Here is a 16,974-nt window from a genome sequence, read left to right on the forward strand (position 1 = left end):
GGATTCGGATAGTATTAGCGACGGAGCGTGTACTCGTCGGGGTTCGCAAGGGATGGAGACGACCGAGAAAACTCGGCAGATCAATGACATGGCGACGCGCGGAAGAAGCTTCCGGGCGAATAGCAAGTATCGCCGGTCAGGTTTTTCCAGGCATCTCTGGAAGACGACTGCGTTGTCCACTCTGGCACTTGCCCTTTCCGGCATAGCCGCCCATGCCGGCGACACCGGACTGTGGCAGCCGCAGATCCGCGCCATCATCGGCGCCAACAACAATGGCGGCAACACGGCGATCGAGGGTTTCCTGCCGCTGAAGCAGAACCTCGAATCCGTTCTCTTTCTCGATGTGCGCTCGAAATACGATTTCGACGACGGCTTCGGCCAGGACGTCGGCCTCGGCGTTCGCCGCATCGTGAATCCGGATCTGATGATCGGCGGCTACGCCTATCTCAACATCCAGAACCACGACAGTCACCAGTTCGTCGCCTCGACGCTCGGCCTCGAGGCCATCACCTCAAAATACGATGCGCACGTAAACGTCTATCTGCCGATCAGCGGCGACCGCAGCACGGCCGGGCAAGAGTCGAGCCTGTCGCTGGTCGGTCATCAGCTGATCGAGCAGATATCGGCCATCGCCCACCGCGATTACGCGGCCTGGGGCATCGAGGGCGAGGTCGGCGTTCAGGTGCCGCTCAACCTGCCCGAGAACCATTCACTGCGTTTCGATGTCGGCGCCTACCATTTCGGCGATCCCGACGGCGACGACGGCAGCATCACCGGCGCCAAGGCCGGCCTGGAATATTCGATCGGCGACGTCATCGGCAAAGGCACGTCGCTGACCTTCACCGGCGAGGTGCGCAACGACAACCGCGATGACACCCAGTTCGCCGGCAGCATCCGGCTGACGGTGCCGCTCAACGCTTTCGACAAGGGCTCGTCTTCGGCCGATGACGGCGCCGAGCCGGTCTATCCGGTCAGCCCCGGCCTGCGCAAACGCGTCAACGAGCGCGTACGCGGCGACATCGGCGTTCGCATCGAGAGCCAGGACAAAGTTACCGGCACGTCGACGCGGGTGGCGATCAATGCCGCCACCAACACGGCATTCGGCCAGTTCTTCTTTGCCGATGGTGACAACGACGCGCTCGGCCTCGGCACGATCGGCGACCCGACAACGCTCGACAATGCAGTCGCCGGCGCCGGCGCTAACGGCGTCGTCGTCGCGCTGGGCGGCAAGGGCAACATTACGACAGCCGGCGTGACGCTCGCCAACGGACAGACCGTTATCGGCGGTGGCGGCGGTGTCCAGGCGCGGCTCGCCGACGGCAGCATCGGCACCTACAATTTCGGCGGCTCCAACGGCACCATCCAGGGCACTAACCCCGCCAACAACGTCCTGACGCTCGCCAATGGCAACACGCTGAGCGGTATCACCATCACCGGCGGCAAGGACGGCATCTTCGGCAACAACATCGCCGGCGCCACGCTGACCAACGTCACGGTCACCGGCACCGGCGGCCACGGCGCCGACTTCACCGGTACATCGACCGGCGTCAATGGCTCGAACTTCACCGCGACCGGCAACGGCCTCGACGGACTGCACATCGAAGGCGACGGCACCTATAACTTCACCGGCACGACGCTGCTGCAGGGCAATGGCGACGACGGCCTGGATATAACCGGCCACGGCACCTACACTTTCGCCACCCTCAACTCGCTCGACAACAACGATGCCGGCATTACCGTGAAGGGCACCGGGGTCGCCGGCTCGATCACCATCACCGGTGGCCAGGTGTCGGGCAACAAGGCACTCGGCGACGACGGCGTCGGTGTCTTCATCGATCCGATCACCGCCCATATCGTGCTGGATTCGATCACCCAGACCGGCGGCGCATCGGGCGTCGTGCTCGAGAATCTTTCGGGCAGCTTCACCGTCAACGGCGCGACGACGATCTCGAACACGACCGGACCGGCCATCGCGATCACGGATTCGCCGGCCGCGATCCGCTTCGGCGACATCAACATCACCGATCCCGGCACCGACGGCATGGTGTTTGCGGGCGTCAACACATCGATAATTGCCGGCAACATCGTCATTGCTGGCCTCGGCTCCGGCGTCGGCCTCGATTTCTCCGGCAGCCAGACGAATTTCACCGCGCAGTCGCTCAACATCACTGGCACAGGCGCCGCCGGCTCGATCGGCATCGATCTGTCTTCCCCGAGCGCGGGCGGGGCAACGATCGTCATCACCGATGGCGGCGCGATCGCCAATGTCGACACCGGCGTGCGCTTCGGCATTTCCGGCTCGCCGGCCAATTCGGCCAATGCCCAATTCAGTTTCGGCGACGGCTCGATTGCCGGCATCACCGCCTCCCTCGACGCGCGGGGGCTCAACCAGACGCTCGGGCTCTATGCTTTCGGCTCGACGACCTTCAGCGGCCCGCAGCTGTTCGACCAGCAGAATGTGATTTTCGTCGGCGGCATCGGATCATTGGGTGACGGCTCTTCCACGTCTAGTCTGCTTGCGATTAACCAGGCTGACCTTATCACCAACGGCACCGCGATCTTCGTGCTGGTCAATGACGGGACGCCCATCGACGCCTCTGGCGGCTTCTCGCTGAGTGCCGGACAGACACTGGCTTCGTTCGGCAACGGGCGTACTTTCTCGCTCGGCGGCATTCCCGTCAACGTCACCGGTGACAACGTCCAGCATGACCAGGTCGTCTCGGATCCTGGCGGCGCAGCCACGCTGACCGATACCGGCACCGGTGACGCCGTGACGCTGGCCAACAACACGTCGCTGCTGGACTTCAACATCGCCGGTGTGGCGAACGGCAATGGCGTGCATGGCAGCGGCGTCAGCAATATCACGATGTCGGGGCTGAATGTTTCAGGCGCCAGCCTGAATGGCGTGCTGTTCGATAGCAGCAACAGCGTCACCGGCAACAATCTGAACTCAAGCGACAACACCGGCCACGGCCTGCTGGTCGACAATGGCAACGGAAGCTACAATTTCACCGGCACGACGATACTCTCGAACAATGCCGGCTACGGCCTGTTCGTCATCGGCGGCGGAACCTACGGATTCGAGACGCTCGATGCCAAGGACAATGGCGGCGTAGGCGTCGATGTCACGTCGACGGGCGGCGGAAGCCTGACCATAACTGGCGGCACGGTTTCGGGCAACGGCCTCATGGCTGTCTCTGTCGGGACTTTCGGGCTTATCAACCCTATCGGGCTCGATGTCACGCTGGACACGGTGAGCCAAGCCGGCGGACAGACTGGAATCGGCCTGTTCAACGTCGGCGGAAATTTCTCCGTTACGGGCACGACGACGACCTCCAACACCCTTTTCGACGGCATTTTCATCACAAGCAGCTCCGCCACGGTTGATTTCGGCGGCGCGGTCACCATCACCCAGCCATCGCGCGACGGCATCTCGATCAGCAACAGTTCCGGCGCCACCACGTTCGGCACGGTGACGATCAACCAGGCCGGCCGGAACGGCATCCTCCTCAATGGCAATTCCGGCGCGATAACGTTCGGCGACGCCAGCATCGGCCAGCCGACCCAGAGCGGCATCGACGTCCAGGGTGCCAACGGCACGATCGCCTTCGCCAACATCGACATCACCGGCCTGCCGACCGGCAAGACCGGGCTGGACCTGTCGGGCAGCCAGTCGACCTTCACTGCCACCTCGCTCGACATCACCGGCGTCGGCAGTTCGACCGGCATCGACCTTTCCGGCACCACCGGCGGCTCGGTGACGATCGGCACCGGCGTCATCTCCGCGGGCACCGGCGTCCAGATGGGCACGCATGGCGCGGCAGGCACCAGCGCCAACACGACCTTCTCCTTCGGCGCCGTCAGCGGCGGCACGATCACCGGCACGACCGCCTCGCTCGACATGCGCGGCCTGCTGGCGGGCGACGGCACCTATGCCTTCAACGCCACCCATCTGGTCGGCCCGCAGCTGTTCAACACCGCCAACGTCATCTTCGTCGGCGCAGCAAACACCGGGACCGGCTCCGGCGCGAGCGTTGGCGACCTTATCAACGCCGACGCCGCCGACGGTCTGACAACCGACGCCAACACCATCTTCGTCCTTGTCAACAGCGGCGCTGGAACCATCAACACCGATGCCGACGGCTTCACGCTTGCCGACGGCCAGCAGATCGTCTCCTTCGCCAACGGCAACACCGTCGCTCTCGGCGGGCCGCCGGCCAACGTCACCGGCGCCGAGGTGGTTACTTCGGGCACCCAGGTCGATCCGTTCGGCAATGGCGCCGCCACTCTCAACAACTCGGCCGGCAGCACCATCGATCTCGCCAACGGCAACCGCGTCGCCGACCTCAGCGTCAGCAATGCGGGTTCGGGCTCGGCGATCAACGGATCGAATGTAAACGCGGCCACCATCACCGGGGTGACGATCAGCAGCGCCGTAACCGGCATCGACCTGACCGGCGCAACGGGTGCGATCAACATCAGCAACACGACGATGGGCGGCGTCAGCGGCACCGGCCTGCTGGCCAGCAACTTCGGCGGCACCGGCACCTTCAACAATTTGGACATCACCGGCGCCGGTATCGGCGTCAGCGTCACGGGCGGTTCCACGGGCACGCTGACCTTCGACAATGCGAGTTCGATCGCCGGCACGACGGGCACGGCGCTCAGCATTCTTGGAGCAACGCCTAACCTCACCTACAACGGCACCATCAATCAGACGAGTGCCGCGAGCGCGGTCATGATCAGCGGCATGACCGGCGGCTCGGCCACCTTCGCCGGCCAAATCACCGCCAGCACCGGCACGGCCAACGCCATCGACCTGACCGGCAATGCCGGCGGCACGATCAATTTCACCGGCGGGCTCGACCTCACCACCGATGGCGGCCTTGCCTTCAGCGCCATCAATGGCGGCACGCTCACCGTCACCGGCACCAACACGACCGCATCTGGGCTCGGCCCTGTCGAAAACGGCATCCATCTCGGTGGCGCCGGCGGTTTGACCATCGGCGCAGGCGGCGTCATTTTCGACAGCGTCACCGTCGACGGCTCAGGCGGCGCCGTGCAGACCGGCATCCTCATCGAAAACACCAGCGGCGGCAGCGTCACCTTCGGCGCTGTCGACATCAATCGCGTCAATGGCGATGCCATCCGCCTCACCAACGTGGCCAACGCCGTTACCTTCAATGGCACGACGACGATCGACACGGTTGTTGGCGGTGGCCCCGGCTTCGTGGTGCAAGGCAGCGCCGCGACGGTCAATGTCAACAATCTGGTGACGACGCTGGTTTCGGGCGACGACGTCAGCCTGACCAACAACACCGGCACGATCAACATCGGCGGCACCATCTCCGGTTCCGGCACCGGCAACGGCGTCGTGGTTTTTGGCGGCAGCGCCGCGATCACGGTCTCGGCCAACATCTCCAGCTCGGCAACAGCACCAGGCACGGCGGTCAAGATCGACGGCACCATCGGCGGCTCGGCCCAGTTCAGCGGCAGCGTCACGTCGACCGGCACCGGAAATCTGTTCGCCATCGGCTCGACATTGCCCCCGGCAGGCGGTGCATTCAGCTTCACCGGCCCGACCCTGTCGGCGAGCGGTGGCGGCGGCGCGGTGGTCGGTGGCCTGATCGGCACCGCAACGTTGAATGTTACCACCCCGCTATCGATCACCAATGCCTTGGGCACCGGCCTGTCCGTCTCCGGTGTCGCGAGCACCGCATCGGCAACCTTCGGGGCGGTGACCGTGACGGGCGCCGGCGGCGTCGGCATCAACATTGTCGGCAATGCCGGCCCGGTGACCTTCGGCACGACCCAGGTCACGCTGGGCACCACGAGCGGCACTGCCGGCATCAACTTCGCCGGCACCAACAACGATGTCAGCTTCGGCACGACCACCATCGACGATGTCGGCGCCAACCAGACCGGCATCGACTTCAGCGGCTCCTCGACGACGGCCGATTTCGGCCTGACGACGATCACCGGCCTGGGCGACCTGACCTCGCGCGGCATCGACCTGTCGTCGACCACCGGCAACAAGGTCATCACCTTCCTGCAGGGCTCGAAGATCGACAATGTCGGCATCGGCGTCGAATTGTCGTCCGGCCAGACCACGGCGACCTCCGCCAATGCCAACTTCACCTTCGGCGACGGCGATTCGACCGACGGGCTGGAATCCTTCATCATCGCCGCCGCCGGCGGCTTCACCGTCAACACGGTCGGTCTCGATCCGACGCTCGGCAACTACGATTTCGACGACGTGTTCTTCACCGGCAGCGCCAACCTCGCCACCGCGCCCGGTTCGATCACGCTGGTCTCGCAGTCGGGCGGCTTCATCGCCGCCGGCACGACCGGCAATCTCAGCATGGGCGTCAACACCATTTCGCTCGCCGCCGCCGATGCGCTGACCGGCACGCAGAACTTCGCCTTCGTCGGCACGATCAATCTCGGCGCCACCGCCTTCACGCTCGATTCCGGCCAGACGATCACCGGCTTCGGCAACAGCAATGTGGTTTCGACCGGCACGATCCAGCCGGCCAACGTCCAGGGCAATCTCGGCGCCACCGGCGGCAACATCACCGGCGATGAGGCCGTGGTCAGCGGGACGGCCAACCTGATGCAATTGCTCGGCGACAACGCCGTGCGCCACACCGCTTTCGACTTCAGCAGCGCGACCGGTGCCGCCTTCCTCATCGATCAGAGCGCGGTCGGCTTCAGCAATGCCAGCGGCATCACCATCGAAGGCGTGACGATCAGCAACGTCGCCGCTGGTCAGACGGCCATCCAGGTCGCCGGCCTCAACGGCAATCTGTCGATCATCAACAACAACATCAACGTTGCCGGCACGCTGCTCGACGTCAACGGCGGCACCGGCACCATTTCGGTGTCGCGCGGCATCCTGCCCAACAGCGCCACTCCGGGAACGCTGACCGGTGGCGGCATCAATATCGCCAACCGCACCGGCGGCGCGGTGACCTTCACCGACCAGGTGACGATCACCGGCGGCAACGGCGTTTCGATTTCGGGCGGCAGCGCGGCAGCTGCGGTCAACTTCAATGGCGGCCTCGACATCACGACATCGTTGGCCACCGGCCTCAGCCTTTCGGGACTGAATGGCCTCACCGTCGCCAATGCCGGTTCGACGACGATCAACGCCACGGGCCAGACCGCGCTGTCGCTGCAAGGCACACTTGGCGCCGGCGGCGTCAATTTCGACAGCATCACCTCGAGCGGCGCCACCAGCGGCATCATCCTCAACGGCGTCACCGGGGCGGTGAATGTCTCCGGCGCAACCAGCATCACCGGCACCGGCAGCTTCGGCATCGACGTCACCGGCGCCAACACCGGCACGTTCACCTTCAACACGGTGACGGTGAACAACGTCGCGACGACCGGCGGCGGCATCAACTGGGTCAGCGGCAACCTCAACATCGCCGGCCTCGCCAACATCGACACGAGCAGCGGCGTCGGCTTCTCGCAAAGCGCCGGCACGGTGAACTTCCTCAACGGCCTGACCATCGATACCACCAGCGGCACCGGCATTGTCGGGACCGGTGGCGTTATGGGCATCACCGCTTCCGCTGCAGCCCAGACGGTAAATTCGACCAGCGGCCAGGCGATCAACCTCATCAACGTCGCCGCCAGCATTGCGCTCGACTCGACCTCGTCGGGCGGCGGCACCAACAATGTTGGCCTGGCCAATGTCACCGGAACAGTCAGCCTCGGATCCGGCGCATTGAGCGGCGCTTCGGGCGTCGCATTCCTGGTCAATGGCGGCGCTGCGACCGTCAGCTATGGCGGCTCCGTCACCAAGACCACCGCCGGCAAGATCGTCGACATCTCCGGCGTCACCGGCGGTTCGGTCACACTGTCCGGCGCGCTCAGCGCCACCGGCGGTTTCGACAATGGTATCTATGTCCACGGCAACTCCGGCGGGACCATCACTCTCAGCGGTGGCACGAAGACGCTGACCACTGGCGCCAATACGGCGGTCGACTTGACGACCAACACCGGCGCGACGATCAACTTCGATACGGGTGGCCTGGTGATTACCACCACCTCCGGCACGGGCTTCAACGCCAGCGGCGGTGGCACGGTCAGCGTCGGCGCGCTCCTCAGCGACAACAGCATCACCACGACGGCCGGCGGCACCGCGTTGAACCTCAATGGCGTTACGATTGGCGCTGCGGGCATGAATTTCGACAGTGTTTCGGCCACTGCCGCCGCAACCGGCATCTCGCTGACCAATATCGCCTCGTCGGGCGGCGGGGCCATCATTCTCGGCACGGTCAACCTGCAAGGCATGACCACGCGTGGTGTCGATGTTTCCGGCACGCTTGGCGCGGCGCTGTCCTTCAACGATCTCGACATCGGCCTGAACAGCACCACGGGCGTGGCCTTCGACCTCAACGGTGCCACCATCAATGCGGCGGTGACGGCCAATGACTTCGATGTCACCAATGCCGCCGCCGCCGGCACCTCGATCGCCGTCGACCTGCGCGGCGCCATCGGCGGCCAGACGGTGCGCCTCGGTGATGCCGTGGTCGGCGGCGCCAGTTCGAGCATAGCCGGGGTTAACACCGGCGTGTTCCTCAACAGCGCCACCAACCTCGCTTTCACCTATGGCGACGGCGAATCGGCGACCGACCAGCTCTCGACCATCGGCGCCAATGTAGGCATCGACGCCTCCAGTGCGCCGGTTGCCGGCACCTACAACTTCCAGGACGTGAACTTCCAGTCGACCCCGGGCTTGGGCTTCGGTGTCGGCAAGGTCTATTTCGTCGGCGCTTCCGCGACCGGCGACGGCAGCGGCCGCGACCAGAACAATCTCGCGACGCTGACCACCGCCGAAGCGGCAGCAGTGTCGACGGACATTCTCGTCCTCGTCAACGATGGCGGCGTCATCACCGCGGCAGGCAGCAATGGCAACGATACGCTGGCGCTCGCCATCGGCGAGCAGGTGCGCGGCTTCGGCAACGGCAACATCAACCTGGCGCTGACGGTGCCCTCCCCCATCCAGCTGGCCAGCAACAGCATCTCGATCATCGACCAGACGCCCAATGGCGCCGCGACGCTGACGACGAGCGCCGGCAACAATGTCATTACGCTCGGCGCCAGCGGCAACATCATCGACGGCTTCATCCTCGATGGCAGCCCGGCGGGTGCCGCGCGTGGCGTCAAGGACAATGGCGCGGGTGCTGCGAATACCGTCATCAGCAACATGACTATCCGCAATTTTGCCACGCAGGGTATCGAGATCACGCCGTCGAACAGCACGAAGATCAACAACGTTGCTTTCTCCGGCAACGCCAGCGATGTGTGGCTGAACGCGTCCAACAGCACCATCACCAACGTCACCAGCACCGGCGCCACCGGCATTGCTTTCAAACTCGACAACACCGCCGGCACGACGACGCTGACCAACGTCAACATCACCACCGCAGCGACCGGCACCGGCATCGCCTTCGGCGGCGCGTCGGGCGCTGGCGGCACGATTGCCGGTACCAATGTCGATATATCGGGCGGCAGCGGCCTTTCGGTGACCGGCGGCAACGCGGTGATCAGCTTCGACGGCGCCAGCTCCATCATCAGCACGTCGGGCGCGGCGGCCACGATCTCGACCCGCGCTGGCGGCAGCTTCACCTTCGCCGGCTCGGTGATCGCCAACGGCGCTGCGAGCGGCATCAGCATTTCCGGCGCGACGGCGGCCAATACGGTGAGCTTCACCGGTACGGTCGATCTCGGCACCACGACGCCGATGACCGGCACCGCAGTCGCAATCAACAACGGCGCCACGGCCTCGACCGTCAGCTTCGCAAACCTCGACATCGTCACAAACGGCACCACCGGATTCAGCGCCATCAATGGCGGCACGGTCAATGTGACGACCGGCACGGTGAGCTCCACTTCCGCGCAGGCGGTCAACCTCAACGGCATCGCCACCACCGGCATCAATTTCACCTCGACCAATTCGACCGGCGGCACCAACAACGTGTCGCTGACCAATGTCACCGGCGCCGGCACTGTCAGCCTCGGCTCCGGTGCGCTCGGCGGCGCGACCGGCGCGGCCTTCCTGGTCACCGGCGGCTCGGCCAATGTCAGCTATGCCGGCTCGGTCACCAAGACCACGGCCGGAAACGTCGTCAGCATCTCCACCCGCACCGCCGGCACCACGACATTGTCGGGCACTCTCAGCGCCACCGGCGGCGTGGCCAACGGGATCCTCGTCAACGCCAACACCGGCGGCACGATCAACTTCTCCGGCGCCAGCAAGATACTGACCACCGGAGCCAACAATGCCGTCGACCTGACGGCGAACACCAACACCGCGGTCAACTTCACCGGCGGCGGCCTAGCCATCACCACCACCTCCGGCACCGGCTTCAACGCCACGAGCAACGGTACTGGCACCGTGACCGTTATCGGCTCGGGCAACACGATTTCGACCGGCAGCGGCGTCGCGGTCAACCTTGACAGCGTTGCTATCGCGGCGGGCGGCGTGACCTTCGCTTCCACAAACAAAGGCGCCGGCGGCACCAGCGCCGTCATCCTCGATTCCGTCACCGGTTCGGGAGCGATCGACCTCGGCACCGGCGCGCTGGTGGGCGGAACAAGCGCCGTGATCCGTATCGGCGATGGCCTAGGCACCGCCAACAGCGGCGGCACGGCGGCGTTCACCTATGCCGGCGCGATCACCAGCGGCAGCACCGGCCAGGCGGTCAACATCCAGGATCGCGCCCTGACCGCCGGCAACATCACCCTGTCGGGCAACATCACGCATAATGCGGCGGGCCAGATCGGCATCCTGCTGGACGACAATGTCGCCGGCATCATCACCTTCTCCGGCGCGTCGAAATCGATCACCTCGACCACGGCGGCTGGCGTCAGCCTGAGCGACAATGCCGGCGCGACGATCAACTTCACCAATGGCGGGCTGGTCATCGCCACGACCAGCGGCGCCGGTTTCAGCGCCACCGGCCCCGGTCCGGTAGCCACCACCGGCGGCACGATGACGGTGCAGGGCACCGGCAACACCATCGTGTCCGGCACGGGCACGGCCCTTAATGTCGCCAACACGACGATCGGCGCCGGCGACGTGACGTTCAGGAGCATTGCGTCCAATGGTGCAGCCAACGGCATCGTGCTCAACAACACCGGCACCAGCGGCAATCTGGTGGTGACCGGCACCGGCGCGACGGGGGGCAGCGGCGGCACGATCCAGAACTCGACCGGCGATGGCGTCAGCCTGACCGACACTCAGGATGTCAGCCTGAGCAACATGATTATCAGCGACAATGCGGGCAACGGCATAAAGGGCCTGCGGGTCAACGGCGTGGTGCTCAACGGTCTGACCCTGAACAGCAATGCCGATGCCAACACCGAGTCCGGAATCCTGTTCAACGAACTTACCGGCAACGCCTCGCACGTCACCACGTTCACCAACCTCACGGTCTCCAACTCATTCACCCATAACGTGCAGGTCATCAATTCCGGCGGCACGTTGGCGAACCTGGTGGTGAGCGGCGGCACGTTCTCGAACAACGGCGCCTCGAACAATGCCGGCAGCGACTTCATCTTCGAGGCGGACGGCGCCGGTGTCGCCGGCGCGCCGACGATGACGCTGACCGTCGACGGCGCAACCTTCACCGGCAACAACGCCTATCCCGGACCGGGAGTCATCCCTGGAACCGGTCTGTTCGTCATTGCCAATGACGGCACCGTCAACGCTCACATCGGCGAGACCACGGGAAATCTATTCAACAATCTGAACAACGGCATCAACCTCACCCAGAGCAGCAATTCCGGCGCCGGCACGGGCGGCAATCTGAATTTCACCGTCCGGAACAACACCGTCACCAACAGCGACTCGACGGCCATCAACGTGTTCAGCAGCGGCGACCTCGCACGGACGCTTGACGGCACAATCGCCAACAACGTCATCGGTACGCAAGGCGTAGCAACCTCGGGATCGCGAACCGGCAACGGCATCAGGGTTGGGCATGAAAGCCTCGGCGTCGCCAAGGTGCTGATCGACAACAACATTATCCAGAGCATCGGCGTCAACGGCATAAGCGGTGGCGACAGCGTCTCGATCACGCAGCTCGTGCAGCCGGGCACCGTGCACGCGGCGGTCACCAACAACACCATTCGCGACAATGCCGACAGCCGCGGCATCACGGTCACCGCCACATTTGCCGGCGCTATCATCAATGCCGACGTTCATGCCAACACCATCACCAACGTCAACAACGCCAATGCCATCCGCTTCCTCGCGGACGGCCTCGGCGGCGCCGACGGCACGATCAACGTACCGCAGGCGAGCGAGGCCGGTATCGAAACCGTCAATGGCGGGGCAACGGCACTGACGGACACCCGGACGTTCTTCAACCAGCCGCTGCCACTGCTGCCTGCCGCGACACCGTAGTCAGCAACCTTGGATTTCGTCCTAGGAAATATATTTTATGAATCTGATATCGACTTGTTGTCTTACTTAGGCATAATACAAGAATTCAGACAGTAAGCCGCCAACGAAGGGAACGGGGATGAGCGAGCCTTATTTAGGTGAAGTCAAGATCATTTCCTGGAACTATGCACCGCGCGGCTGGGCATTTTGTAACGGCCAGTTGTTGCCGCTTAACCAGAACCAGCCATTGTTCTCACTTCTTGGCACCAGGTACGGCGGCAACGGCCAGACAAATTTTGCCCTTCCGGATATGAGGGGACGTGCGCCGGTTCATACGGGCGGCCCTATCGGTGCAATTGTCGGCGGCCAGGGCGGCGAAGAGTTTCACACGCTCACGCTCGGCGAAATGCCGACACACAACCATTTCGTCAACGCATCGAACACTGCCGGCAACGTCAACAATCCATCCGGCGCGCTGTTGGGGGCGAACGCCAGCCCGATCTATCAGCCGCCTGGCAGCGCGGTGGCTATGGCGAAGGAAAACATCACTTTCGTCGGTGGCGGCCAGCCGCATGAGAACAGATCGCCCTATCTCGTCTTGAATTTCATCATTGCCCTGCAAGGCATATTCCCGTCGCGAAATTAAGAGGACGCTTCGATGAGCCAACCTTTTGTCGGCGAGATCAGGATGTTCGGTGGCAATTTCCCTCCGAATGGCTGGGCGTTCTGCCAAGGCCAGTTGATGCCGATCTCCGAGAACGAAACCTTGTTCAATCTGATCGGTACGACCTATGGCGGCGACGGGGAGGAAACATTCGCCCTGCCCAACCTCGCATCCCGCATCCCCGTCCATGCTGGCAAGGGCCCGCTGGTCAGCCAGACCTATATCATCGGAGAACTGGGCGGGGTCGAATCCGTCACTGTTTCAACCCAACAAATGCCGAACCATTCCCATACCTGGACCGGTTCGTCGAATATCGCCAAGAATCCGGGTCCGTCCGGCGGTGTCCTGGCGACATCGAGCCTGCTGACGCCCTATGTGGGTATCGCACCTGATGGCAACATGGCCGCCGGAGCCATTTCGCCGGCCGGCGGCAGCCAGCCTCACGACAATATGGTGCCGTTCCTCGCCGTCAGTTTCATCATCTCGCTATTTGGCATCTTCCCCCAGCAAAGCTAGAGACTTGCCATGACCAATCCGTTCGTCGCCGAAATTCGAATTTTTGCCGGAGATTTCGCCCCGACGGGGTGGGCGACCTGCGATGGCCAGCTCCTGCCAATCTCGCAGAATACGGCGCTGTTTTCGCTGCTGGGCACAGTTTACGGCGGCGACGGCAAGTCGACCTTCGCGTTGCCGAATATGGCTGGCTCCGCGCCCATGGGGCAAGGACAGGGCAATGGCTTGTCGGAGCGGTTTCTCGGCGAGACGGGTGGCGAAACGTCCATCACCCTTCTGCAAACGGAAATGCCGCAACATAATCATTTTGTCGCGATGTCCACCGAGAGTGGCGCCCAGGGAACTCTTACCGATGCGGTTGTTCTGGGGAAGTCGGGGGGCGGAACGCTGTATCAGAACAACACTTCGCAAAATCTGGTCCAGATGGACCCCCAGGCACTGAGCATGGCGGGCAGTACGTTGCCTCACAACAACCTGCCTCCCTATCTGGCGATGACGTTCATCATTGCCATGCAAGGCGTTTATCCGGCGCGTCCGTAAGCGCCACTCCATGATCCAGCTTCCGATTGTGGACAACGGGCCTGTTATATTTTGCTGGGTGCGCGCGGCGCGGATTGATCTGACGTTCCGCCCAATGGCGGACGCCGATCTGCCGTTCCTGTCGGCGCTCTACGCCTCGACCCGCGCCGAAGAACTTGCCGTCACGCCGTGGAGCGATGCGCAGAAAACGGCGTTCCTCGACATGCAGTTTCAAGCGCAGCACGCGCATTACCAGAAATACTATCCCAACGCCGACTGGCTGGTGATCGAGCAGGCAAGGCAAGATATCGGTCGCCTGTATATCGAGCGCTCGGCGAGCGAGCATTGCATCATAGATATCGCCTTCCTGCCGGCGCATCGCGGCAAGGGGTCTGGCGGTGCGTTGCTCGCCGATCTCATCGATGAGGCCGCCGCCGTCGGCAAGTCGGTCTCGATCCATGTCGAGAAGAACAATCCAGCGCGGCGGCTCTACAAACGCCTCGGCTTCACCGTTGCCGAGGACAAGGGCGTCTACGACCTGATGATCCGTTCGCCGTAAGGGCCGTGCCGGTCGTCACGTGCCGCGATACCAGGAGACGATGGTGAAACGTTCGTTGCGCGTGACCGGGGTGACTTCATGCGTCGTTTCCGAACGAAAGGCGACGAGAGAGCCCGGCAACGCGGGCATGGCAACGCGCAGGCCCGGGCCGCTGTAAGGCCCATGCAGGACCAGCGAGCCGCCTGCATAGCTTTTTGGCGAAGGGTTGTCCGATTGACGGTTGAGAAAGATCACCACCGAGATCTTTCGGAACCGCGACTCGTCGTGAATGAGCGGCGTGTTGCCATCCTGGTGCGGCACAAAGAAATCGCCTTGCCGATAGTGAAGGAACTGAGGTTTCTCGACCGGGCCGAGCAGCAGCCCGAAATGCCGCTCCAGAGCCGCCTTCTGCTGCGCCAACAGGGCACTCACTCGCTCTTCAGTGGCCTGCGAAACATCGGCGCGCACGGTCTTTCGGATCTCCGGCCATGCCATCTTCTGGTCGGCACGCCCCAGCAGGCCGGCCGGACGGCCCAAGGCCGCCCGAATTTCCGCGCACAGTGCGCTACACGCCGCTCCGTCAAATACGTCCGCAATCTCGATATAGTCGATCATATGTCGAGCCGCCGCGCTGCCAAATCGCCCTGATGGCCGGAGCGTCCCCGTGGCCGATCCGGTCGAAAAAAATCAGTTGAATACCGCCTCGTAAAGCCGCCCTGCCTCATCGGCAGCGATCGGCACGATGAAGATCTCATGGGCGCCGCTTTTGCCGTTGAACCGATAGATAGCCTGCGGCAGCGCCGCGTCGCGCGGTCCCCTGAACAGCAGCGTGAAGCCACCGCCGTCGCGCGGGCTGTTGGCAATGGGCTGCACCGCGCTCAGTTCCATCGTGAGCGTCTGACCGCCGGCTTCGACGGAAAAGCTCTGCCCCTGCTCGAAATCCGAAAGCGATGCCATGCGCCTGCCCTGGTTCGTCTGTCTTTCAGACGGCTCTCTTGAGATGTCTATCCCGTCAGCCAATCTCGCCGCTTCATGGCGTGCTGTCTATAGAGCTCGATCTCCAGAAGTACAAAAGAGCACGATCAAACAAACAGATAGATTTATCTTGGCCATGTAGGGTGAAGCAGCCGTCAACGCGTTGCGCACCGGCAGCCACTGGCCTAAACCGGAATGGTATAAGAGGAGAACACTAGGGATGACTGACGCGAAAACAGACACGGCCCCGGCCGGAAGCACCGCGACAAACGCGCTGCCGCTGTTCTACAAAAAACCCGAGGCGCTCAATCCGCTGCGGCACGGCTCACTCGGCCTTACGGCGCGGGCCGATTTCTCCTTTGCCCGCACCGCGCACGCAATCCCCGTCGTCGCCTCGGAAATGCCGGCGGCAATGCGCTCCTACCCGATCGTTTTCATCGGCGACGCCAAGGCGCCTGTCATCATCACCGGCCTGCGTCAGGACCAGAACCTGTTCGTCGGCGCCGACGGCAAATGGGCGGAGCCGCATTACATTCCCGCCTATGTCCGCCGGTACCCCTTCATCCTGGCCGATGAATCGAAAACGACCGGCCGCCTGACGTTGTGCATCGACCGCGCCAGCGAACGCGTCGTCGAGCAGACGCCTTCGTCCAAGGGCGGCGACGAGACCGCGCCCTTCTTCGACGGCAACGAGCCGGCCGAGGCCTCGAGGCAGGCGCTCGCCTTCTGCAGCCAGTTCCAGACCGACTTCAATGCGACTCGCGCCATGATCGACAAGATCGACGCGCACGGCCTGTTCGCGCCGCGGCAGAGCAAGGTGACGCTGGAGGGCGGCGAGACCCTCAACCTCACCGACTTTCAGGTGATCGACGAGCCGGCCTTCAACAAATTGAGCGACGAGGCGTTTCTTGATCTCAGGAAATCCGGCGCGCTTGCGCTGCTCTATTGCCATCTCGCCTCGAGCAACAGCTGGACCTCGCTTGTCTTCCAGGCGTCATTGCGGCGAGCTGGCTGACGCGGCCCGCGACGAAAAGCTTCGGCAAGGCGCGGGTTGTTTAAATCAACGGTTCGCGCCTTCGTACGACGATCTCTCCGCCGCTCGAATCATGCTGTTGTCGTGCAGATCGCTTGCCATGACGGGCTGGCGAACTCCCAATGCTCGACGTGTAGCTCTCGCCGAAATGCGCCGAGGCGGCATCACCCCCCGGTTCGCGGACCTGTCAATAAAGTCGAGCACGCCAGCCTTGCTGCCCTCCTCGATCGTTGAATAGCCGGTCGCGGCCATCGATCACGGTCCGAACGCAAAAAGCCCGCGTGAAGCGGGCTTTTTTTGTTGGTTGCGGGGACAGGATTTGAACCTGTGAC

8 protein-coding genes are annotated in these 16,974 nt (G+C 63.6%); 6 read left to right on the forward strand and 2 right to left on the reverse strand.

Features of this window, described 5'->3' with window-relative positions:
- Positions 1–172: 172 nt before the first annotated feature.
- The 5 genes from NKJ64_RS22010 to NKJ64_RS22030 all read left to right on the forward strand — a co-directional run bounded on the left by NKJ64_RS22010 (position 173) and on the right by NKJ64_RS22030 (position 14,655).
- Entirely contained in the window at positions 173–12,421 is a 12,249-nt protein-coding gene (locus tag NKJ64_RS22010) for an inverse autotransporter beta domain-containing protein (RefSeq protein WP_352463302.1), read from the forward strand.
- 118 nt (positions 12,422–12,539) lie between these two features.
- Positions 12,540–13,046 (forward strand): phage tail protein, encoded by a 507-nt coding sequence (locus NKJ64_RS22015; RefSeq protein WP_023672955.1) that lies wholly within the window; start codon positions 12,540–12,542, stop codon positions 13,044–13,046.
- Positions 13,047–13,058: 12 nt separating this feature from the next.
- Positions 13,059–13,580, forward strand: coding sequence for a phage tail protein (locus tag NKJ64_RS22020; protein ID WP_023672956.1), 522 nt, complete (start codon positions 13,059–13,061; stop codon positions 13,578–13,580).
- Between the two features lie 9 nt (positions 13,581–13,589).
- Positions 13,590–14,117: a phage tail protein gene (locus tag NKJ64_RS22025; RefSeq protein ID WP_023685706.1), complete on the forward strand. Its 528-nt coding sequence runs from the start codon at positions 13,590–13,592 to the stop codon at positions 14,115–14,117.
- A gap of 10 nt (positions 14,118–14,127) precedes the next feature.
- On the forward strand, positions 14,128–14,655 hold the full coding sequence (locus NKJ64_RS22030) for a GNAT family N-acetyltransferase (protein ID WP_023833000.1): 528 nt from the start codon (positions 14,128–14,130) through the stop codon (positions 14,653–14,655).
- Positions 14,656–14,670: 15 nt separating this feature from the next.
- On the opposite strand, the gene NKJ64_RS22035 is transcribed toward NKJ64_RS22030, so the two are convergent.
- Positions 14,671–15,249 (reverse strand): 2OG-Fe(II) oxygenase, encoded by a 579-nt coding sequence (locus NKJ64_RS22035; RefSeq protein WP_352463303.1) that lies wholly within the window; start codon positions 15,247–15,249, stop codon positions 14,671–14,673.
- A 72-nt stretch (positions 15,250–15,321) separates the two neighbouring features.
- The gene (locus NKJ64_RS22040) at positions 15,322–15,591 is read right to left on the reverse strand and encodes a DUF6916 family protein (RefSeq protein WP_023672960.1); all 270 of its coding nucleotides are present in this window, start codon (positions 15,589–15,591) and stop codon (positions 15,322–15,324) included.
- Between the two features lie 238 nt (positions 15,592–15,829).
- On the opposite strand from NKJ64_RS22040, the gene NKJ64_RS22045 reads away from it, so the two are divergent.
- Complete coding sequence (locus tag NKJ64_RS22045; protein WP_352463304.1) at positions 15,830–16,624, forward strand: SapC family protein; 795 nt, start codon at positions 15,830–15,832, stop codon at positions 16,622–16,624.
- Positions 16,625–16,974: the final 350 nt, after the last annotated feature.

The sequence above is a fragment of the Mesorhizobium sp. M0062 genome, assembly GCF_040323125.1.
Taxonomy (GTDB): domain Bacteria; phylum Pseudomonadota; class Alphaproteobacteria; order Rhizobiales; family Rhizobiaceae; genus Mesorhizobium.